The sequence below is a fragment of the Clostridium pacaense genome (assembly GCF_020709765.2).
In the GTDB taxonomy this organism is placed as follows: Bacteria; Bacillota; Clostridia; order Lachnospirales; family Lachnospiraceae; genus Enterocloster; species Enterocloster hominis.
In genome coordinates, this window is the sequence record NZ_JAJFEB020000003.1 from 349,162 (window position 1) to 373,952 (window position 24,791).

Genomic DNA, 24,791 nt, shown 5'->3' on the forward strand with positions numbered 1-24,791 from the left:
CCGGGAATGCAGCCGCTCTGTCATCATATGAGAATAGAGAGGTATGACGATAGATATGGATAAGACGATTAAGACGAAATCATTTGCAAAGGTAACTGAATTAAATGGAATGCCCCGTTTCCTGGAGGCGCTTCCCCTGGCAGTCCAGCATGTGGTTGCCATGATTGTGGGATGTGTGACCCCGGCCATCATCCTTGCCGGTGTGACCGGCCTGGGGGCATCTGAACAGATCATACTGATTCAGTCAGCACTTCTGATTTCAGGCATAGCCACACTTTTACAGCTGTTCCCGCTGGGCCGGTTCTGCGGTTCCGGGCTGCCTGTGATCATGGGCGCCAGCTTTGCCTACATACCGCTGTTAATCTCCCTTGGAAGCCGGTTTGACCTGCCCACCATATTCGGCGCGCAGCTGGCAGGGGGCCTGGGGGCCGTGGCAGTTGGACTGTTTTATAAAAAGCTTACAAAGCTGTTCCCGCCCTTGGTGACAGGCACGGTGGTATTTACCATTGGATTATCCCTGTATCCAACCGCTGTCAGCTACATGGCAGGCGGCACGGGCGCTGAGGATTTCGGAAGTCCCAGAAACTGGATGGTGGCCATTGTCACCCTGGCCATTGTATTGTTCTTTAATTATTTTACCAAAGGGATCTGTAAACTGGCTTCCATCCTTATGGGAATGATATTCGGATATATTGCAGCCCTGGCCATGGGAATGGTATCCTTTGAAAATGTGGGCGCAGCAGGCTGGTTCCAGTTTACTATGCCCATGCACTTTGGCATGAAGTTTGAACTAACTTCCATCATTTCCATGTTAATCATGTATGTGGTCAGTTCGGTGGAGGCAATCGGAGACTTTACTTCCACGGCAGGAGGCGGCCTTGACAGGGAGCCTACCAGGCGTGAGATGTGCGGCGGTATCATCGGCAATGGGATTGCCAGCATCATAGGCGCCTTCATGGGAGGCCTGCCAACAGCAACCTTCAGCCAGAACGTGGGAATCGTAATCATGACCAGGGTGGTGAACCGGTGCGTCCTGGGACTGGCCGCCGTCATTATCCTGGCAGCGGGCTTCATACCCAAGTTTGCGTCCCTTCTCACCACCATTCCGTCCTGCGTGCTGGGAGGCGCCACGGTGTCCGTGTTTGCCATGATAACCATGACAGGAATCAAGCTGATCACAAAGGAAAAGCTGACAGCCAGGAATACATCCGTGGTCGGCATTGCAGTAGCGCTGGGAATCGGCGTAATCCAGGCCAACGGCTGTCTGGCCCTGTTCCCTGACTGGGCAAAGACCATATTCGGGGAATCAGCGGTTGTGATAGCTACCATCACTGCCGTGACGCTGAACCTGATCCTTCCTGAGGAGGAAACACAGGAGGAAGAGGTACAGGAGAATGCGGTGCAGATGAATGTGTCATAGTGATGGGGCATGGATGTGTTAGCATAATACAGGATGGATGTACTATGATAATGCGGTAAGGATATGTCATCATAATGCGGTAGGGATCAATGTATTTAAAATAATACGGAAAATGCAGGAAGAGGTGTCGTTTCTTCCTGCATTTTTGTTAACTGTTCTGACAGAAGTACCTATATACGATATCAGGAATCATGTTAAGCAGCTTTTGGGGATTATCTGCCATCCGCTTTCGCACCGTCCCCTCCAATCACACCTCTGCAAACTGCGCATGATAAAGCTGCTCATAATACCCCTGCTTCCCAAGCAGTTCCTCATGGGTTCCCTGTTCCACGATATTGCCGTCCCGCATCACAAGGATTAAATCCGCATTGCGGATGGTGGACAGGCGGTGGGCAATCACAAAGGAGGTGCGTCCTTTCATGATGTTCTGCATGGCGTCCTGAAGCATGTGCTCCAAACGGGTGTCAACCGAGCTGGTTGCCTCGTCCAGGATAAGGATGGGCGGGTCGCACAGCACGGCCCGTGCAATGGTTAAAAGCTGTTTCTCACCCTGGGAAATGTTGCTGGACTCTTCATTCAATATCATGTCATAGCCTTCTGGCAGTGTCTTGATGAAGTGATGGACATTGGCAATTTTTGCGGCCCGGATCACATCGGCGTCCGTGGCATCATCCTTGCCGTAGGCAATATTGTCCCGGATGGTTCCCTTGAACAGCCAGGTATCCTGAAGCACCATGCCGAATTTGGAGCGGAGGTCCTTGCGTTTCATGTGGCGGATGTCAATGCCGTCTATGAGGATGGCGCCCCCGGTTACATCATAGAACCGCATCAGCAGGTTAATCAGGGTGGTTTTCCCCACTCCGGTAGGTCCTACGATGGCAACCATCTGCCCGCTTTTTACCTGGGCATTCAGCCCCTGAAGCAGCGGCTTCTCCGGTGTGTAGGAGAAGTGTACATTTTCAAATGTCACGTTTCCTTCCACATGCTCCGGCGCTGCCTGACAGTGTTCGTCCTCCGGTTCTTCCTCCTCGTTTAAGAATTCAAATACCCTGTGCACGGCGGCAGCAGAGGACTGGAGGGCGGATGACAGCTGTGTCATCTGGGACAATGGCTGGTTGACCTGCCAGATATAACGGATGAAAGCCTGCAGCTGTCCAACGGCAATGACCCCGGACAAGGCGTACAGCGCGCCCATGATGGCGATGCAGCCAATGCCCACATAGGTGATGAAGGATACCAGGGGAGACATAAGGCCGCTGATGAACTGGGCCTTGAATCCGTTCTGGCAGAGTTCGCTGTTGGCAGCCATGAAGTCAGCCAGGGCGTCCTCCTGTTTGCCGAAGAGCTTGATTTCATTAAATCCGGTAAAGCTTTCCTGAACCACGCCGCTCAGGCTGCCCAGGGAGTTCTGCTGTTTTTCGAACAGGGGCTGGGATTTTTTTACAATCATCTTGGAAATGACCACGGAGCCAACGATGATCAGCATGGAGGCCAGGGCCATCTTCCACTGGATGGAGAACATCATGGCAACAGCTAGGGTCAGCCCTAAGATGGCGTTCAGTATCTGGGCAAAGCTTTGCTGCAGGGCATTGGATATGGTTTCCATGTCGTTGCTGACCCGGCTCATGGTATCCCCCAGGGGATGCTGGTCAAAGTAGGCGATGGGCAGCCGCCTGATCTTGCTCTCCACATCGTTCCTCAAATCCACCATGGCGCTCTGGATGGCATCGGTTAAAAGGAACTGATAGGAGCAGTTGCAGATGGCTCCCGTGACATAGACAAGCAGCAAAACTGCCACAATCCTGTATATGACCGTGAAATTCACCCCGTGTCCGGCTGTCACATCCTGAAACAGCTGGGTGGTTATCATGCCTTCCAAAGTAGGGCTTAAGGCTATGAGACATGAGGCGGCTATTATCAGCAGGATGGCCCCGGTAATCTTAAAGCGGTATTTTTTCAGGTATGGGATTAGGCGTCTCATTCCTGTGGTGTTCATTTTCATGCTAATTCCTCCTCTGACAGCTGGCTTAAGGCGATTTCATGGTAAATACTGCAGGTTTTAAGCAGCTCCCTGTGGGTGCCCATCCCAACCACCGCGCCCTCGTTCAGCACGATGATCCTGGTTGCATCCATGATGGATGTGACCCTTTGGGCCACAATCAGGGTAATGGCGTCTTTTGTTTCATACTTCAGCTGTTTTCTCAGGTTGGCGTCTGTTTTAAAGTCCAGGGCGGAAAATGAATCGTCAAATATATAGATGTCAGGCTTGCGCACGACGGCCCTGGCAATGCTGAGCCTCTGGCGCTGGCCGCCGGATACGTTGCCCCCGCCTTCTTCAATCATTTCCTCAAACTGTTTTGGCTTTTCCGTGATGAAATCATAAGCCTGGGCCACCTTGGCAGAGTGCTCCACCTCGGACTTTCCTGCATCGTGTTTCCCGTAGCGGATATTTTCATTGATACTGCCTGTGAACAGCAGAGCCTTCTGGGGAATGAAGCCGATTTTTTCCCGCAGCGCCTTCAGGTCGTATCTGCGCACATCCACATTGTCGATGCGGATGCTGCCGGAGCTGATGTCGTAAAACCTGGGAATCAGGTTGATCAGGGTGCTTTTTCCGCTTCCCGTGCTTCCGATGAAGGCAATGGTATCCCCACGTCCGGCCTCAAAGGTAATGTCCCGGAGGACCGGCGCCTCACCGTCCGGATACTGGAAGGACACGTGGTCAAATACCAGGGTGCCGCTGCCATCTCCATCGGTTACCGGATTCCTGGGATTTTGGATAAGGGGTTCCTCATCTAACAGTTCCTTGATCCTTCTGGCGCTTATTTCAGCCCTGGGATACATGACGAATACCAGGGAAAACATCATCATGGAGAACATGGCGTGGAACATGTATTCCTGGAAAGCCACCAGGTTGCCCACCTGAAGGCTTCCCATGTCAATCAGCCTGCTGGACAGGACAAAGACAATGGAAACAGCCAGGTTTAAGAGCAGGAAAAAGGATGGCTGGGTCACGGACATGAGTTTGAACAGCTTTTTTGCATTGGCTGCGTAGTCCTCATTGGCCTGGCCAAACCGTCCTGTCTCGTATTCGTCCTTACAGAATGCGCGGATGACCCTGACCCCGGTCAGGTTCTCCCTGGTAATCCTGTTTAACTTATCCAGTCCCTTCTGCTGCCTGGTGCTGATTGGGTTGCTGGTCCTGGCAATCAGATATACACCAAGGCAGATGATGGGCACACAGCCGCCGATGACCATGGAAAGGGTCATACTGGTGCGGATGACCATGAACATGCTGATGATGATCATGACAGGGGTCAGCAGGGCCGTGCGCAGGATGATGTTGATGAACTGCATCAGGATGAATGCGTCATTGGTGGTCCTTGTTATCATGCTGGATATGCCGAACTTGTTGTACTCGGTGTGGGAAAACTCCTGGGCCTTGCTAAAGATATCATTGCGGATATCCCTGGTTACCCGGGAGCTGACCAGGGAACTGCAATAGGCCAGCAGCACGTTTCCAATGCCCCCTGCAACGGCCACGGCCAGGATGGCGGCGCCCATTTTGTAGATGTAAGCGCGGTCATTTAATATGATGCCGTTGTCTATCATACGGGATACGATGGTGGGGATGCCAAGCTCGGCCGTGGCAAATCCCAGGATGGCCAGGAGGTTGAAGAATACGTAAATTTTATAGCGTTTTAAATAATGTAGAATCAGATGCATCTGAACACTCTCCTTTGGATTTGGGTGGTATGAAGGTATCATTACCCTGGATAACCGTATTATTGTATCCTATAGGGTAACCCGATAGTCAAGAGGTATTCTTTAAGGTATTGTTTATGGCATTCCTTCTTTTTTAAGAGAGAATTTCTAAGAATTACTTGAAATCATGATGACGATTGATTATAATAGAAGTGTAAAAGAAAGCACCCACTCCAATAGTGGATGCTCCCAAAGTTAAGGTTTAGATGTCCTTACGGACACCGCCCATCCTGTGGTCGAGACAGGGTGGGCATTTTATTTTTGCTTGTAATTGTATATAATTGATAAAAAAATCAACCACAAGTTCAGAAATCACGACAAAATTACTTAAATCACGGTTTTCCCCCACCATGTTTTCTGCTATGATGGAAACACCAGAAAAGATAGGAGGGGTTTTATTATGAAGAAAAAACTGGCACTATTGTTAGCATGTACCATGGCGCTGAGCCTTACCGCATGCGGCGGAGGAAAGGCGGCAGATCCCACCACGGCGGCTCCGGCCACCACGGCCACCACGGCTGCAACTGAGGCAGCGGGGGAGGAGAGCAAGGAGGCGGCAGCGGATACCACGGCGGCAGAGGCGGCCGGAGGCGGCATGGACGCCCTGATTGAAGCGGCCAAGGCCGAGGGCGAACTGACTGTATATGGTTCCTGTGAGGAGGAATACCTGTCGGCTGCATGCCAGAACTTTGAGAAGCTGTACGGAATCAAGACAAAGTATCAGAGACTTTCCACTTCAGAAGTTTATACCAAGATTTCTGAGGAGGCGGGTAAACCTTCTGCCGATGTTTGGTTTGGCGGAACCACGGATCCTTATAATGAGGCGGTTGCAGACGGACTGCTGATGCAGTATGACGCAATCAACGCCAAGAACCTGATTAATGACAATTACAAAGATCCTACCGACTGCTGGTATGGAATCTACAAAGGCATCCTGGGCTTCATGGTGAACACGGAGGAGCTGGACCGTTTAGGACTGGAAGCCCCCAAGACATGGGATGACCTTACAAAGGAAGAGTACAAGGGCTTAATCATGCTGTCCAACCCCAATACGGCAGGAACAGCTAAGCTGCTCATCAACACCATGGTTCAGATGAAGGGCCATGACGAGGCAATGGAATATTTCAAGAAGCTGGACAAGAACATTTCCCAGTACACCAAGTCCGGTTCCGGCCCATCCAAGATGGTAGGCCCAGGCGAGTGTGTCATCGGTATCGGCTTCCTTCATGACGGCATTTACCAGATCCTTCAGGGATATGACAATATCCAGTTAATCGTACCGGAAGACGGAACCTCCTTCGAGGTTGGCGCTACCGCGATCTTCAATGGCTGCACCCATCCAAACGCTGCCAAGCTGTGGATTGAGTACGCACTGTCTCCTGACTGTGTGGACCATGCAAAAGAGAACGGCTCCTACCAGTTCCTGGTGCTGAGCAACGCAACCCAGCCTGAAGAAGCAACCAAGTTCGGCCTGGATATGAATAATACCATTGATTATGATTTTGAGGATGCAAAGGAAAACAGCTCCAAGTACGTGGAAGATTTCTTTGAGGCCCTGGGAAGCTCTGCAGACAGTGCGGACAGCAGCCGTTTCCTGACAGAATAAGGTAAGGATTTCAGAAAAATGATAGAATAGGTTGACAGGATAGTGCTGCGTAATGCGCCAGAACGTACATTACGCAGCATTTTCTCCTTTGATGCCTGTGCAGATGGGGGCGCCCGGGCGTTCCCGGATAGAAATGGGGCGCCTTAAGGTGGCCCGGATAGAAAGGGGGGCCTTTACGTGGCCAGAAAACAAAGCGCGCAGCTAGAGCGCAAGAAATTTTTCTCAGACCCCATCCTGGTGGGCATGATCGTGGTGCTGCTCATCTTCCTGGCGCTGTTCATCCTGTATCCTCTTCTGATGCTTCTGGTGGACAGCTTCCGTACCGAGGAGGGCGGTGTCACACTGGATGTGTTTAAGCGGGTCCTGAGTCTGGAACGGTTCCAGAAGGCATTTAAAAATACGGTGGTGCTGGGGCTGATTACCGGGTTTACCTCCACGGCCATCGGTCTTTTGTTTGCTTATGTGGAGGTGTATGTAAAGCTTAAGACAAAAATCCTGGAAAAGCTGTTTGCGCTGGTATCCATGCTTCCGGTGGTGTCCCCGCCTTTCGTGCTGTCCCTTTCCATGATCATGCTGTTCGGGCGCAGCGGAATCATTACCAGGTCGCTTTTGGGCATCTATGATTCCAATGTATATGGGCTAAAGGGAATCGCCATTGTACAGACACTGACCTTTTTTCCGGTGTGCTATCTGATGCTAAAGGGGCTTTTAAAGAACATAGACCCATCCCTTGAGGAGGCCACCAGGGATATGGGGGCCAGCAGATGGAAGGTATTTACCAGTGTGACCTTCCCGCTTCTCCTTCCCGGTCTGGGCAATGCGTTCCTGGTTACCTTCATCGAGTCCGTGGCGGACTTTGCAAACCCCATGCTGATCGGCGGTTCCTATGATACCCTGGCAACCACCATCTACCTGCAGGTCACGGGCGCCTATGACTCCACGGGAGCAGCTGCCATGGCCGTGGTGCTTCTGTCCCTGACCGTTGTGCTGTTCCTGATACAGAAGTATTACCTGGAGAAGAAGACAGCCGCCACCCTTACGGGCAAGGCTTCCCGCATGAGGATGCTGATTGAGGACAGGAGTGTGACCGTGCCCCTTACCATATTCTGCGGGCTGGTGGCCGCCTTCGTGCTGTTAATGTATATCATGGTCCCCTTCGGCGCAATGTTCACCCTCTGGGGCAGGGATTACAGCCTGAGCCTTAAGTGGTTCCAGTACATGTTCAAGACCAGCGGCCTGAAGGCATTTAAGGATTCCTTTGTGCTGTCGGCCATTGCAGCGCCCCTGACCGCGTTTTTATCCATGGTGATTTCCTACCTTGTGGTGAAGAAGAAGTTCAAGGCCAAGGGATTCATTGAGTTTGTTTCCATGCTGGCCATGGCGGTGCCGGGTACTGTTTTAGGTATCGGATACATCCGCGGCTATGCAAGGGGACTGTTCGGCACCGGGGTCATGAGCAGCCTTTACGGAAGCGGGCTTATCCTGATCATCGTGTTCATTGTGCGAAGCCTTCCCACCGGCACCAGGAGCGGTATCTCCGCCCTGCGCCAGATTGACAAGTCCATTGAGGAATCCGCATATGACATGGGGGCCAACTCGGCCAAGGTATTCATGACAGTGACCCTTCCGCTGATAAAGGATTCTTTCTTCAGCGGCCTTGTAACGGCATTCGTGCGGAGCATCACGGCTATTTCCGCCATCATCCTGCTGGTGACGCCGGACTTCCTGTTAATTACCTGCCAGATTAACGAGCAGGCGGAAAAAGGGAATTACGGCGTGGCCTGTGCGTATGCAACCGTACTGATTATCATTACATACGGCGCTGTGCTGCTTATGGATACGATGATGAAGTTCTTTGGTGTCAGCAGGAAGATTAAGGCTGAGGAATAGGAGGATAATAACATGGAAAAACAGAAAAAGGGCGTCCGTCTGGACCACATTTCCAAGATATATACAGACCCCAAGACGGGGAAGGAGTTTTACGCGGTACAGGATACCACGCTGGATATTGAGCCGGGTTCCTTCGTGACCCTGCTGGGACCGTCCGGCTGCGGCAAGACCACTACGCTGCGCATGATTGCGGGGTTTGAAAGCCCGGATGAGGGGGATATCTATCTGGGGGATGAGAATATCAATGCGCTGACACCGAACAAAAGGGATACGGCCATGGTATTCCAGAGCTACGCCCTCCTGCCGCATATCAATGTATTTGACAACGTGGCCTATGGCCTTAAGATACGCAAGCTTCCCAAGGAAGAAATCCATGAGAGGGTCATGAACATACTTAAGCTGGTGGAGATGGATGGCATGGAGTCACGTATGACCAACCAGCTGTCCGGCGGACAGCAGCAGCGTGTGGCGCTGGCAAGGGCTTTGGTGATTGAACCCAGCGTGCTTCTGTTTGATGAACCTTTGAGCAACCTGGACGCCAAGCTGCGGGTGACCATGCGGACGGAAATCCGCAAAATCCAGCAGAAGGTGGGCATTACGGCCATCTACGTGACCCACGACCAGTCCGAGGCCATGAGCATTTCCGATAAGATCATCATCATGAGCCAGGGCAGGGTGGAGCAGATCGGCACGCCCAGGGAGATTTATTACCACCCATCCTCCCGGTTCGTGGCTGACTTTATCGGCGAGGCCAACTTCCTGGATGCAAAGGTGAAGTCCGTAAACGGGGAAAAGGCTGTGATTGATGTGGTGGGACAGGAGCTGGAGGTCAATAATTTTGCCCATGCGGCTCCCGGCGAGGACGCCACCCTGGTCATCCGGCCGGAGGGGGCCACCCTGGCGGAACAGGGGCTTTTGGAGGCAACGGTAAGCCTTTCCACCTTCATGGGTTCCTACCAGTACTATGAGGTCATGGTGGGGAACATGATGATTCAGATAACGGATTATAATCCGGTGAACCGCAGGATTTACGAGGTGGGCGAGAAGGCGTATCTGGATTTCGACCCCAAGGGGGTTTACATTCTTTCGGCTGGTTGATACAATTAAGTGTATGGACATTCATCCGCTTATGAAGGCCGGGAGGCACTGGAAACTAATGAAAAAGAATTGGAACCTATATGTGGCAGCCATCGGTATTGCCCTTTGTCTCGCAGGATGCGCGGGCGGGGGGACCGGGGCTGCCGGTGAGACGGATGAGGCGCTGGTTATCTACTGCCCTCATCCGTTGGAGTTTATAAACCCCATCGTGTCTGAGTTTGAGGGCAGGACAGGGGTGAAGACCTTTGTGCAGACCGGGGGGACCGGGGAACTGCTTTCCATGGTGGAGGAGCACAGGGAACCGGCCTGCGACATATTCTGGGGCGGCTCCCTTTCCACCACCATGCCCAGGCAGGAGCTGTTTGAGCCTTATGTGAATGGGAATGAGGATATGGTCAGGGATGAGTTTAAGAACCGGGAGGGCAATTTAAGCCGGTTCACGGACGTGCCCAGCGTCCTCATGGTGAATACCAACCTGATTGGGGACACGGTGGTGGAGGGGTATGAGGACCTGTTAAAGCCGGAGCTGAAAGGGAAGATTGCCATGTGCAACCCGTCCACCTCATCCTCTGCCTATGAGCATCTGATTAATATGCTTTACGCCATGGGAAAGGGGAATCCCGAGGATGGCTGGGATTACGTGGAACAGTTTGTAAGGAACCTGGACGGCTGCCTTCTTGGCGGCTCCGCGGATGTGTATCAGGGAGTGGCTGAAGGACGGTTCGTGGTGGGGCTTACCTTTGAGGAAGGGGCAGCCCATTATGTGGCGGACGGGGAGCCGGTCCGGCTGGTGTACATGAAGGAGGGCGTCATCTCCACACCGGATGTGGTCTGTATCGTGAAGGGAAGCAGGCGCCTGGCGGAAGCGGAGGAATTTGTGGATTTTGTCACTGGAAAGGACGCCCAGACAATGATTGCGGACCGTCTGGACCGACGTTCGGTGCGAAAGGATGTGGACGAGCCGGAGTATCTGCCGGATAAGGACGGGCTGCACATTATCTATGATGACCTGGATGTGGTGAACCGTAACAAACAGCAGTGGCTGGAGCGGTTTGCCGGAATCTACCGGTCCGTGGCAGGCGGAGGGGAGACCGGATGAAAAAAGAGAAGTATTTCAGGGACGAACTTCAGCACATGTTCATATCCTATGCCATTGTCCCGGCCGTGATATTCACATTGCTCTGCGGGATGGTGTTCATGGTAGCCCTTATCCATGGGAGAAGGAGCATTACCGTGTCCGACAACAGCTATGTGGCAGGGGAACTGGAACGGGTCCTGGGGCAGTACGAGGAGGGCCTGGTCCGCCTGGCCGGGCAGCCGGATCTGTTTACAGGCACCCTGGATACACGGGGGAAGGCCAGGATATTTGAAGGGTTTTACGGGATGACCAACGGCCTGGAGATAAAAGGAAACCTTTATATGCTGGACAGGGACAGGAACATCCTGCTGTCCAGCCAGCCGGGACGGCCTGAATATCTGGATGTGAAGGAGGGGACCTCCTGGGGCATATTCTGGCACATGGACAACCGGCCCGGTCAGACAGCCGTGAAGCTGGCAGACGGGTGGAAGGGACAGCAGGGCGCGGTTGTCCTTGGACGCAGCGTGGAGCGGGAGGGACAGACCGTGGGGTATGTGGTGTGTTCCATTCCCAGCAGCCAGATGCAGCAGGTGCTGGACCGTCTGGAGACACAGACCATCATCACGGATTCCTATGGCTGGGTATACGCGGGCAGCAACTATAATTTCATTAACAAAAGCAACCAGGTCCTGGGCGTCCTCACACGGGCGGGGCGGTTTCTGTCCCATGACAGGCAGATGTACCTGGTGTCAAGGCAGCAGGCCTACCGGCGTCTGTTCCAGGTCTATTCCATCTCAGACATCCAGAACATTGTCATTTCCCTGTCCTTAAGCAGCATGCTGGTAATTACGGCGCTGATCCTCATGACCCTGTGGATGCTGCTGCGGTCCAGGAAGGTGACGGAGAAAAAGACAGAGGACTTTTACCGGATACTGGATGTGATGGAGAACGCCAGGACAGGCAACCTGGAAACCTCCATCCAGATTGACAGCGATAATGAGTTCCGGATTATCGCGGATGCGTATAATGAGACAATTGCCAGCCTGAAGACCCAGATGGAGAATAACCGGAAGATGACCGAACTGGTTGCCATGTCCCAGAACAAACAGCTGGAATCCCAGTTCAACCCCCATTTCCTTTATAATACACTGGAAAACATTCGGTACATGTGCAAGCTGGAGCCGGCCACGGCAGAGCGCATGGTATTCTCCCTGTCCAACCTCCTGCGTTACAGCCTGGACGGGAGCAAGGACCAGGTGACGCTGAAGGAGGATCTGGAACACCTGGAGAATTACCTGACCATCCTAAAGCGCAGGTTCGGTTCCAGGCTGGAATACCAGATAGAGGTGGAACCCGAAGCCATGGACTGCAGGATACCAAAGCTGGTCCTCCAGCCCATGATTGAGAATGCGGTTAAATACGGGTTCGGCAACCAGCTAAACCTGAGGGTGGAGCTGAAGGCATATATCCACCAGGGAAACCTGATGATGATATGCCGTGACGACGGGGTGGGGATTCCCCAGGAGAATTTAAGCGAGCTGAACGCCATGCTGGAGCAGAAGGAGAATACCAGCAGGCATTCAGGGCTTTACAACATACACCGGAGGATTGCAATCCTGTATGGACGGCCCTACGGGGTGGAAATCAGAAGTACGGAGGGGCATGGGACCACCCTGGTGGTGACCCTGCCTGCTGACCGGGAACCGTTATGAATAAACCGGGCCGGGCGCCTGAAAAGGGAGGAAAATGGATGCTGCGCGTCTTGATTGCAGAAGATGAGGATATGATACGCAAGGGCCTTGTGTATACCACGGACTGGCTTTCCATGGGCTGCGTGGTGGTGGCGGAGGCCTCTGACGGTAAGGATGGATATGAGAAGATACTGGAATGCCGCCCGGATGTGGTGATCACGGATATCTGCATGCCGTTTATGGACGGGATTGAAATGATTAAGAAGGCGTCGGAACAGGTGAAATTCAAAAGCATCCTCCTGACCAGCTATGCGGACTTTGAATATGCCAGGAGGGCCATTGAGGCCAGGGTATGTGAATATATCCTGAAGCCTGTGGACGAGGAGGCCCTGGCAGGCATCATGAAAAGGCTGGAGGAGGAGATTGCCAGCACCAGGCAGGTGGAATACGCCCTGGAGCAGGCGGAGCTGGAGGGCGGGAGCATGAACCTGGAGTATTACATGCAGCTGGACCTTTCGGAAAACCAGTATGTGTCCAGGGCCATTGGGAAGATTAAGGAGCATTTTGCCGAGAAAATCAGCATCGAGGGAATCTCGGAGGAACTGGGTGTCAGCGCCAGCTATCTCAGCAGGAAGTTCAAGGAGGTGACGGAGCAGACATTCCTGGATTTCCTGAATAAATACAGGGTTCAGCAGGCAGTTGCCATGCTGAACACAAGACAGTACCGGATCAGCGAGATATCCGAGGCCACCGGGTTCACGGATTATAAGCATTTCTGTTCCGTGTTTAAGAAATACACGCTTAAGTCGCCTACCAAGTTCATAAAGGGAATGTAGCCCTGGGGTGTGTTTGAAAATTCATTCCCGCCATCTGCACGTCCCACTTCGCGGCATATTTGGTCCCAATTCGGTCAACGTAGCCCGCTACGCCTCCCTCATCGGGACCAAATCTCCCACAAAGTGGGACGCACAGCTGACGGAAAGCAATTTTCAAACACACCCTAAGCATAGTGATAGGTGCCGCGGTATTTCTTCATGTAATGAATACTTAGCAGCAGGCCGCCCAGTTCTGCAATCGGAATTGCCAGCCACACGCCGTCCACCCCGATAAGGAAGGGCAGGACCATAAGGCTTGTGATGATAAGGCCGAAGGTGCGCACAAAGGAGATGACGGCGGATATCCGTCCGTCTGAAAGCGCGGTAAACAGGGCGGATGCAAATATGGTAAAGCCTGAGAACAGGAAGCTGAAGGCAAATATGGTAAAGCCATGGCGGGCCAGGCCGTAGACCGGGCTTCCTGGTTCGGCGAATATGCCCACCACGATGCTTCCGCCGAACTGGGCCAGCAGGAAGGTGGCCGCCGAGGTCACGAGGGTAAAGATGAGGGAGGTCTTAAATACCTGCCCAAGCTGTTGCTGGTTCCCGCTTCCGTAGTTAAAGCTGATGACCGGCGAGACACCCTGGGAAAAGCCCATGAACAGTGCGTTCAGCAGGAACTGGGAGTACTGTATGATGGTGATGGCCGCAACCCCGTCCTCCCCTGCAAAGTGCATCATGGCCAGGTTGAACAGGAAGGTGATGATGCCGGAGGAAAGGTTGGTCACCATTTCTGAGGAACCGTTGATGCAGGTGTCCTTAAGCTCCCCCTTTTCCATGCCGGGCCGTACCAGCCACAGGGAGCTCCTTGCATATGAAAAATAAACCAGGCCGATTACAGCCGGAATCATGTACCCGGTCACCGTTGCAATGGCGGCGCCTGCAATCCCAAGCCCCATGGGCACGATAAGCACATAGTCAAGCACGGCGTTGGTGACCCCGGCCAGCAGGGTCAGGAACAGGCCGATGCCCGGCCGTCCCTCGGTGACAAAATACATCTGGAACTGGATTTGGAGCATCAGGGCCGGGGCAAATGCCAGCTGCCAGCGCAGATAGGTGACGCAGTCCTTTAAGAGGACTTCGCTGGAGCCTAAAAGCAGGGACAGGGGCGTGGCAAACAGGTTGCCCAGGATGGCTATGACCAGCCCGGCCCCGATATTTAACAGAATGATCATGGTGAAGGTCCCCCTGGCGCTGTCAGGACGGCCTTCACCCATTTTTTTGGCGACAATGGCGCTGCTTCCCGTGGAGAGCATGACGCTTAAACCCAGCACGATATTGATGATGGGATATACGATATTGATGGAGGACAGGGCATTGGTGCTTACAAACCTGGAAACAAAGACTCCGTCCACAATGGTGTACAGGGACATGACAACCATCATGATGGTGGTTGGCATGGCAAACATCAGTAAAGACCCGAAGGTAAATTTTTTTGATAATGAATGACTCATAAAAATACTCCTGCTTCTATTGTAAATTTCAGCCGCAGGTATTATCATATAGTATAGGGTTACCCGATAGTCAAGAGGAGATTGAAAAAATGGAAAACCGCACGGAACTGTATTTTACAACCGGAGAATTTGCACGGATACTGGGAGTTAAGAAACATACCCTGTTCCACTATGACCAGATAGGGCTTTTTTCGCCTGCGCTGAAGGAGGAGAACGGATACAGGTATTATTTTGTCTGGCAGATGGATGTGTTCGAGGTCATCAAGGCGCTGCAGAAGCTGGGCATGCCCCTGGAGGAAATCAAGGAATACATTGAGAACCGTTCGCCGGAACGGTTCATGGAAATGATGGATGAAAAGGAGAAGCAGATAGACAGGGAGATTGAACACCTGAAACAGATGAAGCGGTTCATACGCAATGAAAAGGACAACATAACCGCGGTCAGGAAGGCTCCCCTCAATGTCCCCATGCTGGTGGATCGCAGGGATGAGTTCCTTCTGGTATCCGACATCACGGCAACAGACGAGCGCAGGACAGCCGTGGAGATTGCAAAGCATGTAAGGGAACAGGAAAAGTACCACGGCGCCATGGGGGCGGTTGGCTCCATCTGCCTTAAGGAAGACCTGGAAAAGGGAATATTTGACAAGTATGTAAAGGTCTATACAAAGCTTGAGAAAAAGGCCGCGTCCCCCAAGGTCATGAAACGCCCTGCCGGTGAATATGTGGAGATGTATTACCGGGGGTATGCCTGGGATATGGAGGTTCCATATAAACGGATTACACGGTTTGCCGAAGAAAACGGGTGGGTTACAGGGGAAATGTGGTATGAGGACCTGCTGTTGGATGAACTGACGGTTAAGGGATATGAGGACTATGTGGTCCGGGTGATGGTGCCCGTATGCGGGGGGAGGTAAGGAGAAGGGAGGAAAAGAGGAAGGAAAAGATGCGGGCCATCATAGACAAACAGGGGTACAGCGGTTATAATGGCAGTATGAATACTGGAAAAAGAAGGGGATTTGTGTAAATCCTTGGGGAAGGGTATTCCAAAGGAGAATGGTTTTATTATGAAGTCAGAGCTGTGGCGGAGAGTGGATGTTCAGGTATCGTTATTTACAGCGGTCATTGTGGCCATTCTTTCCTATTCTATTTTTATGGTTCAGTACAGGATTACATATAGCGATATGCTCCGCAGCCTGAACGACCAGGTGGAACACATCTATTCCTATATCGGAGAGAGGATGGACACGGATACATTTAAGCACGTGTCCGTTCCGGGGGATGTGCAGAAGGAGAGTTACCAGAGGATGCATGACTGTTTCCGGCGGGTAAAGGAGATTACAGGCGTCATGTACCTGTACACGGCCAAGATGAACGGCAATGGGGAATTCGTCTATGTGGTGGACTGCCTGGAACCAAAGGATGCGGATTTCAGGTATCCGGGCGATCTGATTGAGCGGGAAATCTATCCGGACATGCAGCGGGCCTTGAATGGCGAACGTGTACTGCCGGATAAGATAAAGAAGACGGACTGGGGGAAAATCTTCATCACATACCTTCCGATTTATGAGGGGAAGGAGATAATCGGCGTGGTCGGGATTGAATTCCGGGCAGACCACCAGTACCAGGTATACCAGAACCTGCGGAGGGTGCTGCCTGTATTCATCCTGTTGTTCAGCCTGATGGCCAGCCTGGTGTCCAGGTACCTGTTCCGGCGCATATCCAATCCTTTTTATAAGGATATGTCCAACATGGACTACCTGACCCGGCTCAAGAACCGGAATGCTTACCAGCTGGATGTGAAGAACCGGATTGCGGCTAAGAAGGAAAAGGACACGGGTTTCATCCTCATTGACCTGAACAGCCTGAAGCATATTAATGATACCATGGGGCATGAGACAGGGGACAGATACATCACCTGCATATCCCAGGCATATCTGAACATGGGGCCGGAAGATGGAATCATGTACCGCATTGGCGGGGATGAATTCGTGGTGGTGATGCCGGGAGCCAGTGAGGAGAAGATAGGGAGCTTTGTCAGCAGGCTGGAGTCGGAGTTTGAAAAAATGGTTTTCATGCCGGGACTTACATTTGCCTGGGGAGCAGCCATTTATGACGCGGAAACGGATGCCGACCTGTTCAGCACCTGCCGCAGGGCGGATAAGAACATGTACATGAAGAAGCAGAAGTTTTATGAAGATAGGAAGAAGCGGGAGGACGGGGATGGGACTGTTTGACAAGCACATGGTGGTGCCTGCGTATAGGGAAGAACTTGAGTATAAGCTGGAATACGGCATGGAAACCCTGGATAAACGGTTCTGTGACAGCGGCCTGCCCATGATACTGGATATCCAAAGGCCCAATTACCGTAAGGATTTCAGGGCAGAATAAAGAGTATCCGCCTATTCGGGGGGCCCGCCCTCCACGAACCTTACGGGGGAGCAGCCCACGTATTTCTTAAATACCTTGATAAAATACTTATAATCGGAAAATCCCACAAGGTCTGCGATTTCGTAGACCTTGTATTTATTTTCCTTCAAAAGCTCCACGGCCTTCTGCATCCGGTAGCGGTTAAGGAAATCATTGAAGGTATAGCCGGTATCGCTTTTAAACTTGGAGTTGAGATAGGTGCAGGACATGCCGCACTGTTCGCTGACATCGGTGAGGGAAACACGGGAGGAGTAGTGTTGTCTTATGTAATCCATCATGAATTCCACGTACCGGTTCCCTTCCTTTATTTCGTCCAAGGAGATTCCGTCCAGTATGCCCAGCTTTTTCTTTTCCATATCAATCTGTTTCATATCGTCCCGCAGCCTGGCCGCGGCCTTCTGCTTCCTGGTAATCTTATCCAGGGCATCGTACAGTTCGTTAAAATTAACCGGCTTCAGCAGGTATTCCGTTACCCCAAGCCCAATGGCCTTCCTGGCATATTCGAACTCGCTGTAGCCGGAAACAATGATGGCGTCATATCCGTATTCCGATATGCTTTCCTCCAGCATGGCAAGGCCGTCCTTAACCGGCATGTTGATATCCACAATCACGATGTCCGGCCGGTGTTCCCTGATTTTCTCAAGTCCGTCCTGGCCGTCCACTGCCTCGCCCGCTACTACGCAATCGGCCTCCTGCCAGTCCACCATGAACATCAGGCCTTTGCGTATGATATCTTCGTCTTCCACAATCAGGACTTTATACATCATGTTTCCTCCATATCTGCCGGAAGGGTAACAATTACCCTGGTCCCATTGCCCGGGCTGCTCTCGATGGTCATGCCGGACTCAGGTCCGTAGAGAAGCCTGACCACCCGGTGGGAATTATAAAGGCCAATGTGTTCCCTGTACACGTCCTCCTGTTCCAGCCCTTTCCTCAGTTCCTTTAGTTTGTCTTCGCTGATTCCGCTGCCGTTGTCCTCCACGCACAGGTTCAGCTGGCCGTTTTCCTTCCATGCGCTGATGTTGATTGTAATGGAATGTATGTTCTTCATGCCATGGACCAGGGAATTTTCCACCACTGGCTGCAGCAGGAGCTTTGGGATCTTACAGCCCATCAGCTCCTCCGGGATGTCTATATGATAGTTCAGCCTCCGGTTATAACGCATTTTCTGAAGCAGCAGATAATCGTTGATATATTCAATATCTGTCTGTAACGGTACAATGGTGCTTCCGTAATAAATGCTGTAGCGCATCAGGTTAGCGAAGGCCATCACCATATCTGACGCCTTGGCGGTATCAATGGCTATCTCATAGCGGAGGGTTTCCAGCACATTGAAAATGAAATGCGGGTTAAACTGTTCCTCCAGCTGCTTAATCTCCATGATCCGCTTGCGCTCCGTCAGTTCGCTGTTATGCAGCATCAGTTCCTCCCGCTGGGTCACCATGTTGCAGAAGGCGTCCCCCAGCACCTTGAATTCATCAAACACCTGCCCCTGAAGCTTATAGTCCATGTTCCCACGGCCCATCTCCGCCACGGCGTGCTGCAGTTCGTCAATGGCTTCCAGGTTCTTTCCTGCAATCCGCAGCGAGAGGGGCGTGATCATGATCAGCATCAGAACGCCCACGATGAGGAGGAAGATCATGCCGTAAGAGACAAGGGTGCGCTGGAACTCCATGGACACCAGGGTATAGAGGACCAGGGTGCTCTCGGGCAGCAGTTCCTTCTGTACGTGGTAATGCTTTCCGTTCACCTTGACCACGTTCCCCTTCTGCCACTCCATCCTGTACTTTCCCGCAGGATACTTCTCCATGGGGTCGGCACTCTGTCTTCCGATGGAAAATATAAGGTTATCGTACCGGTCCGTGAGGATGACGTCATCCAGCGGATAATCCCGGACAGCCGCGTAAATCTGCTCATCCGACAGGTCAAAGAAAAGATATCCATACACCCGGTCCGGCCCGGACACTGCCCGTGCCAGCGCCAGGTCGCCAGCCTGTCCGTGGGCATAATTGAGCCTGCTGGGCATTGTGAAGATCTTATCCGGCTCCGCGGCCATTTTCTCAAACATGCTATGGAACACGGCGCTGTTAAGGAAAATTTCCCGGTTCCCCTCAAACAGGTTGGAGCTGACAATCTCCCCGCCGCTGTCCGTCAGAACGAAGCTGCACCGTATGGACTGTGCGTTGGAAAAGTCATACAGCAGACGGTTTACCTCGGTAACCCGCCCGCTGTCCCTGCCTTTTAAAGCCTCTAAAATCCTGTCATCCGACCCGAACCGCAAAAGACCGTCCTCATAAGCCCTGACCTGCTTATCAAGGACCGCCCCCAGCCGGGCATTGTTCTTCCTGTTCCCGCCTGCGCTGATTAACTGCACATTGATGAACAGGAACAGTCCCACCAGCACGAAGAGCAGGGCAATGATGGAAAATGCAAACCTGAGGAAAGACCTCTTGATATAATCCCTGTATTGGTTGCTTCCTGCCATGAGGCCCCTCCCCATAATGAATGATTGTTTTCAATGTGGACCCATATCTGTCCACATTCAGATTATATCATACTTCCGGCAGTCCTTCAGCCATAATAAGCCATATGATGGTTTAAATGCTGATATCGTTGCTTCCCGTCACCTTAAAGAACACCAACAGGGAAACAATGCTGGTCAGGGTCAGTATGGTGGAATAAGCTGCCGCGTTGCCGAAGTTACTGCGGATGACCTCTGCGTAGATGGCCACGGTCAGTGTCTGGGTCTTGCTGGTATAAAGGATGATGGAGGAACTAAGTTCGCTGATCAGGGTAATCCAGCTCATGATGGCCCCTGAGAGCACGCCTGACATCATCATGGGTACCGTCACCTTGACAAAGGATTTAGTCTCCGTACATCCAAGGCTTATGGCGGCTTCCTCCACACTGGGGCTGATCTGTCCGATGATGGCCGTGCTGGAACGGATGGTGTAGGGCATCCTGCGTATGGACAGGGAAATGATGATGATGACTGCGGTACCGCTGAGCAGCATGGGCTTGTTGTTAAATGCATACAGGAAGGAGATACCAAGCACGGAACCGGGGATGATGTATGGGAACATGGTAACCGTATCCAGTATGCCTGTGAGGAAGGATTTCTTCCTGACCGTAAGATAGGAAATCAGGATCCCAAGGACCACCACAATGGCAATGGCGCACAGACCGAACAGGTAGGTGTTGAAAATCGCGCTGTTGTTATTCTTGGAAAACAGCGTGTTCCTGTAATTCTCCAGTGAAAAGCCGCCTGTGTACACCGTACCGCCGCCCGTTGCCAGGAAGGAGGTGATGATGACCGTTATCTGCGGCAGGATGGCAATCAGCACCACTGCGTAGACAAACAGGTGGGACAGGATGTTCCTGGCGCCGGTGCATTTCTCTGCTTCCATGGGTTTCAGGGCTGTCATGGAATAGGTGAAACGGTTGCCAAGATAGCGCTGGAGGAAAAAGAGCACCAGGGTGATGGCGATGACAATGACGCAGAGCGCTGCTGCAAAATGGTCGTCCGTGCTGACCTCGCCCATGAACTGGCTGTATATCAGTACCGGGAATGTCTTGTAGCCCTCGCCGATGAGCATGGGGGTGCCGAAGTCGGAGAACACCCTCATGAATACCAGCAGGGAGCTGGCAAGCATGGTGGGCATTACCAGGGGGACGATGATCTGCATCACCCGCTGGAATGCGGTGCAGCCCAGGCTTTCCGCTGCCTCGTTCAGGGAATTGTCCAGGTTCTTAAGCGCGCCAGAGATATACATGTAAACCAGCGGGAAGGACTGGAGGGAGAATACAAGCACAATGCCTGCAAACCCGTAGATGCCTCCCAGCTTCACATGGAACAGCCCGTTGAGGATCTTGGTGAAGAAGCCGTTCCTGCCCAGCAGCTGGATCCATGCGTAGGCGCCGATGAAGGGCGGTGAGAGATAGGAAATGACAATCAGTATGTTTAAGTACTTGCTGCCCTTAATCTGTACGCTGCGCAGCACATAAGCCATTACCAGGCCCAGGAAGGCAGCCACCACAGTGGACACGATGGTCACCTTAAAGCTGTTGACCAGGGTGCTCCAGTAATATTTCCTTGCAAAGAATTTGGTGAAATAAGCAAAGCTCAGCTGCCCATCCTCGGACAGTACGCTTTTATAAAGCACCAGGACCAGGGGATAGACCACGAAGAGAATGAATAAGGCCAGGATTCCCAGTGCCATGACAATCCATATATTGAGTTTTTTCTCTCCTGCATATCTCATGCGTGCTCCCTCCTGACAATAAGGCTCTCAGTGCCTTCCTGGTTAAATACATTGATTTTGGCCGGCTGTACGCCCAGGCGCACCGGGGTGTGGTCCGGGATGATATCCCAGATATCGGAATTCTGTATGACCTCCATCTCCCTGCCGTCCTCTGTCTCCACAAAATAATGGGTGGTGACCCCGAGGAATACGCTGCTGCGCACAATGGCCGGTATGCCCTCCTGGCTGTCACGGCTGATGATGAACTCCTCAGGCCGTACCGATACCTTTACGGGCTGGCCCTGGAAAACCGTGTCATTCAGGTTATCCATGGCAACCGTGTAGTCACCGATCCTGACCCGTGTGCAGCCATCCGACAGGTCGATGGTTCCGTCCATGATGTTGGAAAGCCCGATGAAGGTGGATACGAAAAGGTTGGACGGGCGCTGGTAGATGTTCTTGGGGGTGTCAATCTGCTGGATGACGCCTCCGTTCATTACCGCAATCCGGTCGGACACAGCCAGCGCCTCCTCCTGGTCATGGGTTACATAGAGGGTGGTAATACCCACCTGCTGCTGGATCCGTTTGATGGCATTGCGCATTTCCACACGCAGTTTGGCGTCCAGGTTGGAGAGGGGTTCATCCATGAGAAGTACTTCCGGGTGGATGACAATGGCCCTTGCCAGGGCAACCCGCTGCTGCTGGCCGCCGGAGAGCTTGGTGGGCATCCTCTTCTTTAAATGGTCTATCTTCACCACCTTCAGGATATCGTCCACCTGGGATTCAATCTGGGCCTGGGGTATTTTCCTGTTCTTAAGGCCAAAGGCCACATTGTCACGGACCGACATGTGGGGGAATATGGCGTAATTCTGGAATACCATGCCCATGTTCCTCTTGTTGGTGGGAATGTCGTTGATTACCTTGCCGTCTATCTTAATCTCGCCGCCCTCAATGGTGTTAAAGCCGATGATCATGCGCAGCAGCGTGGTCTTGCCGCAGCCGGAGGGGCCTAAAAGGGTGAAGAACTCGCCGGGCCTTACATCTAAGGACAGGCCGTTTATGATGGTATCCTTTCCAAAACGTTTGATTACATTATCAATGCTGATTGCTACACTCATACCTGTAAAACCTCCTTCAATATCCTGTTTTTGGGGACAGAAAAGGACTGCCGTATCTGACGGGTACTGCCCGCCGGGGGAGGCGGCTGGAGCTGTGCGGTCAATCACACGGTTCCAATGCAGGATGATGGTCAGGTGCAGGGCAGTCCTTATTCTGTTTGGCTGTGCCGGAGCCTTCAGCATAGAGGTGACAGGCAGGTCCGGCACATGATGATCTGATTAATCCATGGAAGTCTCCATGTGTTCGCTGAACAGGTTGGTGATTTCGACCTTGTGCTCTGCAACCCATCCCTCGTCGTAATTGTCAAACAGTTTAATCTCAGACTGTGGAGTCATATAGTCAGCCAGTGTGGCATCTTTCCTGAGCGGCCGTACGGTCAGGTTGGAACCCACCGCGTTCTGGATTTTCTCAGAGAGCATGTAATCCACGAACTTCTTGGCGTTCTCAGGATGCTTGCAGCCCTTTAGGATCTGTACGGATTCCCCGGGGAATATGGCGCCTTCCTTTGGGAACACCACTTCAACAGCAGCGCCTTCCTTTACATAGTTGGCAGCCGGGTCTTCCCAGGTCAGGCCCACCACGTACTCGCCTTCGGCAACGCCTTTATATACCTGGCTGGAGCTGTTGCACATCTTGCCGTCCAGGTTGGCAATGAACTGGTCCACATAATCCCATGCCTGGTCTGACAGCGGGTCGCCGTCCTTGCCCATGCCGTAGAGCATGGCCAGCAGTGACTGGAATGCGGAGCTGGAGTTGACCGGGTCGCCGAATGCAATCTTGCCTTTTAATTCAGGGTTCAGAAGGTCCTCAAAACCGTCAATCTTCATGTCTCCCTTCAAGTCCTTGTTGACAATCATGACAGTGGGGTCGGCAAATGCCGGTGTGAAATATCCTGTGTTGTTGCGGAATGCCTCCAGCATGTTGCTGTCTTCCGGGGAGACATATTCCATGAACAGGTCCTTGGAAGAGGAAAGCATGGTCTGGTCGGCAACCCAGAAAATATCGCCCAGTGGATTATCCTTTTCTGACTGTGCCCTCTTTAACAGTTCTCCGGTTCCGGCAACCACGACCTCCACCTTGATGCCGGTATCCTTCTCAAACTCAGGAATCACCGCATTGTTTAAAGCCTCGCTTCTGGCTGTGTAGACCACAAGTACCGGTTCCTCCCCGCCGGAATCGGATGCCTGGGTACCGGAATCCGCCTGTGTGCCGGAACCGGCCTGGGTACCGGCTGCTTCTGTCCTGGCAGGTTCTTCCGGTGCCTTTGTCCCGCCTGCGCCGGAACATCCGGTAGCTGCCAGTGCTGCTGCCATGATACATGCGGTTACTTTCTGGAATTTTCTCATTCTGAATCGCTCCTCCCTTATGTGTTGATTTACATTTGTTCCTATAAGTCAATTCTATCATCCGGCCATGGAAAGTAAATCCGACAATCCTACAAAAAGGTGGAAAATAAACAACAGACAGCCAGAAATGAGAGATAATTTCCAGACTGTCTGCGGATATGGCTGAATGCTTAGTGATTTTTATCTGCCGGATGCACTTGTCTACTTGTTTTTCTTGCTGTCCTTGCTTTTCTTGCCTTCCTTACCCTCTTTGGCGGATTTCTTATCGCCTTTTTTGGATTTCCCGGCTTTCTTGGACTTTTCGCCCTTGGCGGATTCGGACTTTTTCGCCTTGGCTGGGGATTCACCGGTCCTGGCCTGGCTGGCTGCCGGGATGGAGGCGTCTGTTGGGATAGAGGCGTCTGTTGGGATAGGGCCGTCTGTTGGGATGGAGCCGTCCGTTAAAATGGAGCCGTCTGCTAAAATGGGGGCGTCTGTTGGGATGGAGCCGTCCGTAAAGATGGAGCCGTCCGGTGAAGGTGCGCCGGATGAAGCAGGGGCCATGCTGTCAGAGGCATCCCCGGGGCCTCCCTCCGGAATGTACTCTATGATGTCGCAGATGTCGCAGCCCAGGATGGTGCACAGGGTATCAAGAGTGTGGGTGGATACGTGCATGTTCTTCTTCAGGCGGCCAATCTGTCCGGCACTGAAATTGAGCCGTTTAATCAGCCTGTACTGGGTCATGCCGCGGGCTTCCATGGTGACCCATAAGCGGTCATAGCGGATCATAGGGTTTCCTCCT

At 52.5% G+C, this 24,791-nt stretch carries 19 protein-coding genes and 2 pseudogenes; 11 read left to right on the forward strand and 10 right to left on the reverse strand.

From position 1 onward, the window contains the following. The first annotated feature begins 43 nt into the window (after positions 1 to 43). On the forward strand, positions 44 to 1,420 hold the full coding sequence (locus LK536_RS37680; RefSeq protein WP_227795326.1) for a uracil-xanthine permease family protein: 1,377 nt from the start codon (positions 44 to 46) through the stop codon (positions 1,418 to 1,420). Between the two features lie 247 nt (positions 1,421 to 1,667). Here LK536_RS37680 and LK536_RS37685 read toward each other — a convergent pair whose 3' ends face one another. Together LK536_RS37685 and LK536_RS37690 are read right to left on the reverse strand one after the other, a co-directional pair. After that, on the reverse strand, positions 1,668 to 3,422 hold the full coding sequence (locus LK536_RS37685; protein ID WP_227795327.1) for an ABC transporter ATP-binding protein: 1,755 nt from the start codon (positions 3,420 to 3,422) through the stop codon (positions 1,668 to 1,670). Continuing rightward, complete coding sequence (locus tag LK536_RS37690; protein WP_227795328.1) at positions 3,419 to 5,146, reverse strand: ABC transporter ATP-binding protein; 1,728 nt, start codon at positions 5,144 to 5,146, stop codon at positions 3,419 to 3,421. The genes LK536_RS37685 and LK536_RS37690 overlap by 4 nt, the downstream gene beginning before the upstream one ends. Positions 5,147 to 5,585: 439 nt before the next feature. Here LK536_RS37690 and LK536_RS37695 point away from each other — a divergent pair, with 439 nt between their 5' ends. The 6 genes from LK536_RS37695 (at position 5,586) to LK536_RS37720 (ending at position 13,384) form a co-directional block, all read left to right on the forward strand. Further along, on the forward strand, positions 5,586 to 6,791 hold the full coding sequence (locus LK536_RS37695; RefSeq protein WP_227795329.1) for an ABC transporter substrate-binding protein: 1,206 nt from the start codon (positions 5,586 to 5,588) through the stop codon (positions 6,789 to 6,791). 177 nt (positions 6,792 to 6,968) lie between these two features. Continuing rightward, positions 6,969 to 8,681, forward strand: coding sequence for an ABC transporter permease (locus LK536_RS37700; RefSeq protein ID WP_120057161.1), 1,713 nt, complete (start codon positions 6,969 to 6,971; stop codon positions 8,679 to 8,681). Positions 8,682 to 8,693: 12 nt separating this feature from the next. Next, the gene (locus LK536_RS37705) at positions 8,694 to 9,779 is read left to right on the forward strand and encodes an ABC transporter ATP-binding protein (RefSeq protein WP_008721803.1); all 1,086 of its coding nucleotides are present in this window, start codon (positions 8,694 to 8,696) and stop codon (positions 9,777 to 9,779) included. Between the two features lie 58 nt (positions 9,780 to 9,837). Further along, positions 9,838 to 10,878, forward strand: coding sequence for an extracellular solute-binding protein (locus tag LK536_RS37710; protein ID WP_025483148.1), 1,041 nt, complete (start codon positions 9,838 to 9,840; stop codon positions 10,876 to 10,878). After that, positions 10,875 to 12,569 carry a sensor histidine kinase gene (locus tag LK536_RS37715; RefSeq protein ID WP_227795330.1) on the forward strand — a complete coding sequence of 565 codons (1,695 nt, stop codon included), beginning with the start codon at positions 10,875 to 10,877 and terminating at the stop codon, positions 12,567 to 12,569. The genes LK536_RS37710 and LK536_RS37715 overlap by 4 nt, the downstream gene beginning before the upstream one ends. Then, the gene (locus tag LK536_RS37720; RefSeq protein WP_506092104.1) at positions 12,566 to 13,384 is read left to right on the forward strand and encodes a response regulator; all 819 of its coding nucleotides are present in this window, start codon (positions 12,566 to 12,568) and stop codon (positions 13,382 to 13,384) included. Before LK536_RS37715 ends, LK536_RS37720 begins: the two co-directional genes overlap by 4 nt. Here LK536_RS37720 and LK536_RS37725 read toward each other — a convergent pair. Continuing rightward, a complete protein-coding gene (locus LK536_RS37725; RefSeq protein WP_329602200.1) occupies positions 13,368 to 13,541 on the reverse strand; it encodes a DUF6783 domain-containing protein in 174 nt (57 codons plus the stop codon). The two genes, LK536_RS37720 and LK536_RS37725, sit on opposite strands and share 17 nt — an antisense overlap. Between LK536_RS37725 and LK536_RS37730 the strand changes: the two are divergent. Beyond that, a pseudogene (locus tag LK536_RS37730) lies at positions 13,458 to 13,658 on the forward strand (DUF6783 domain-containing protein); the annotation flags it as partial. The gene LK536_RS37725 and the pseudogene LK536_RS37730 overlap by 84 nt on opposite strands. Positions 13,659 to 13,701: 43 nt before the next feature. Here the strand turns inward: LK536_RS37730 and LK536_RS37735 are convergent. Next, positions 13,702 to 14,925 (reverse strand): annotated as a pseudogene (locus tag LK536_RS37735) (MATE family efflux transporter); the annotation flags it as partial. A 41-nt stretch (positions 14,926 to 14,966) separates the two neighbouring features. Between LK536_RS37735 and LK536_RS37740 the strand changes: the two are divergent. The 3 genes from LK536_RS37740 (at position 14,967) to LK536_RS37750 (ending at position 17,265) form a co-directional block, all read left to right on the forward strand. Beyond that, positions 14,967 to 15,791, forward strand: a complete 825-nt coding sequence (locus LK536_RS37740) for a MerR family transcriptional regulator (RefSeq protein WP_130789462.1) — start codon at positions 14,967 to 14,969, stop codon at positions 15,789 to 15,791. Positions 15,792 to 15,941: 150 nt separating this feature from the next. Next, positions 15,942 to 17,111, forward strand: a complete 1,170-nt coding sequence (locus tag LK536_RS37745; protein ID WP_040381335.1) for a GGDEF domain-containing protein — start codon at positions 15,942 to 15,944, stop codon at positions 17,109 to 17,111. Then, the gene (locus LK536_RS37750; protein ID WP_227795331.1) at positions 17,098 to 17,265 is read left to right on the forward strand and encodes a suppressor of fused domain protein; all 168 of its coding nucleotides are present in this window, start codon (positions 17,098 to 17,100) and stop codon (positions 17,263 to 17,265) included. The genes LK536_RS37745 and LK536_RS37750 overlap by 14 nt, the downstream gene beginning before the upstream one ends. Before the next feature lie 11 nt (positions 17,266 to 17,276). On the opposite strand, the gene LK536_RS37755 is transcribed toward LK536_RS37750, so the two are convergent. The 6 genes from LK536_RS37755 to LK536_RS37780 all read right to left on the reverse strand — a co-directional run bounded on the left by LK536_RS37755 (position 17,277) and on the right by LK536_RS37780 (position 24,778). Then, complete coding sequence (locus LK536_RS37755; RefSeq protein WP_330507574.1) at positions 17,277 to 18,071, reverse strand: response regulator transcription factor; 795 nt, start codon at positions 18,069 to 18,071, stop codon at positions 17,277 to 17,279. Then, positions 18,068 to 19,789 carry a sensor histidine kinase gene (locus tag LK536_RS37760; RefSeq protein ID WP_025483142.1) on the reverse strand — a complete coding sequence of 574 codons (1,722 nt, stop codon included), beginning with the start codon at positions 19,787 to 19,789 and terminating at the stop codon, positions 18,068 to 18,070. The genes LK536_RS37755 and LK536_RS37760 overlap by 4 nt, the downstream gene beginning before the upstream one ends. Before the next feature lie 112 nt (positions 19,790 to 19,901). Beyond that, complete coding sequence (locus tag LK536_RS37765) at positions 19,902 to 21,566, reverse strand: ABC transporter permease (RefSeq protein ID WP_008721823.1); 1,665 nt, start codon at positions 21,564 to 21,566, stop codon at positions 19,902 to 19,904. Next, positions 21,563 to 22,663: an ABC transporter ATP-binding protein gene (locus tag LK536_RS37770; protein ID WP_008721825.1), complete on the reverse strand. Its 1,101-nt coding sequence runs from the start codon at positions 22,661 to 22,663 to the stop codon at positions 21,563 to 21,565. Before LK536_RS37770 ends, LK536_RS37765 begins: the two co-directional genes overlap by 4 nt. 219 nt (positions 22,664 to 22,882) lie before the next feature. Then, positions 22,883 to 24,010, reverse strand: coding sequence for an ABC transporter substrate-binding protein (locus tag LK536_RS37775; protein ID WP_227795332.1), 1,128 nt, complete (start codon positions 24,008 to 24,010; stop codon positions 22,883 to 22,885). Positions 24,011 to 24,211: 201 nt separating this feature from the next. Further along, positions 24,212 to 24,778 (reverse strand): helix-turn-helix domain-containing protein, encoded by a 567-nt coding sequence (locus tag LK536_RS37780; RefSeq protein ID WP_227795333.1) that lies wholly within the window; start codon positions 24,776 to 24,778, stop codon positions 24,212 to 24,214. Positions 24,779 to 24,791 lie beyond the last annotated feature (13 nt).

Excerpts from the sequence above, each read along its gene's own strand:
- LK536_RS37690 (WP_227795328.1), bottom strand. The coding sequence starts at position 5,146 with ATGCATCTGATTCTACATTATTTAAAACGCTATAAAATTTACGTATTC.
- LK536_RS37685 (WP_227795327.1), bottom strand. The coding sequence starts at position 3,422 with ATGAAAATGAACACCACAGGAATGAGACGCCTAATCCCATACCTGAAA.
- LK536_RS37765 (WP_008721823.1), bottom strand. The coding sequence starts at position 21,566 with ATGAGATATGCAGGAGAGAAAAAACTCAATATATGGATTGTCATGGCA.
- LK536_RS37750 (WP_227795331.1), top strand. The coding sequence starts at position 17,098 with ATGGGACTGTTTGACAAGCACATGGTGGTGCCTGCGTATAGGGAAGAA.
- LK536_RS37705 (WP_008721803.1), top strand. The coding sequence starts at position 8,694 with ATGGAAAAACAGAAAAAGGGCGTCCGTCTGGACCACATTTCCAAGATA.
- LK536_RS37710 (WP_025483148.1), top strand. The coding sequence starts at position 9,838 with ATGAAAAAGAATTGGAACCTATATGTGGCAGCCATCGGTATTGCCCTT.
- LK536_RS37760 (WP_025483142.1), bottom strand. The coding sequence starts at position 19,789 with ATGGCAGGAAGCAACCAATACAGGGATTATATCAAGAGGTCTTTCCTC.
- LK536_RS37770 (WP_008721825.1), bottom strand. The coding sequence starts at position 22,663 with ATGAGTGTAGCAATCAGCATTGATAATGTAATCAAACGTTTTGGAAAG.
- LK536_RS37745 (WP_040381335.1), top strand. The coding sequence starts at position 15,942 with ATGAAGTCAGAGCTGTGGCGGAGAGTGGATGTTCAGGTATCGTTATTT.
- LK536_RS37720 (WP_506092104.1), top strand. The coding sequence starts at position 12,566 with ATGAATAAACCGGGCCGGGCGCCTGAAAAGGGAGGAAAATGGATGCTG.
- LK536_RS37755 (WP_330507574.1), bottom strand. The coding sequence starts at position 18,071 with ATGATGTATAAAGTCCTGATTGTGGAAGACGAAGATATCATACGCAAA.
- LK536_RS37780 (WP_227795333.1), bottom strand. The coding sequence starts at position 24,778 with ATGATCCGCTATGACCGCTTATGGGTCACCATGGAAGCCCGCGGCATG.
- LK536_RS37775 (WP_227795332.1), bottom strand. The coding sequence starts at position 24,010 with ATGAGAAAATTCCAGAAAGTAACCGCATGTATCATGGCAGCAGCACTG.
- LK536_RS37695 (WP_227795329.1), top strand. The coding sequence starts at position 5,586 with ATGAAGAAAAAACTGGCACTATTGTTAGCATGTACCATGGCGCTGAGC.
- LK536_RS37680 (WP_227795326.1), top strand. The coding sequence starts at position 44 with ATGACGATAGATATGGATAAGACGATTAAGACGAAATCATTTGCAAAG.
- LK536_RS37740 (WP_130789462.1), top strand. The coding sequence starts at position 14,967 with ATGGAAAACCGCACGGAACTGTATTTTACAACCGGAGAATTTGCACGG.
- LK536_RS37715 (WP_227795330.1), top strand. The coding sequence starts at position 10,875 with ATGAAAAAAGAGAAGTATTTCAGGGACGAACTTCAGCACATGTTCATA.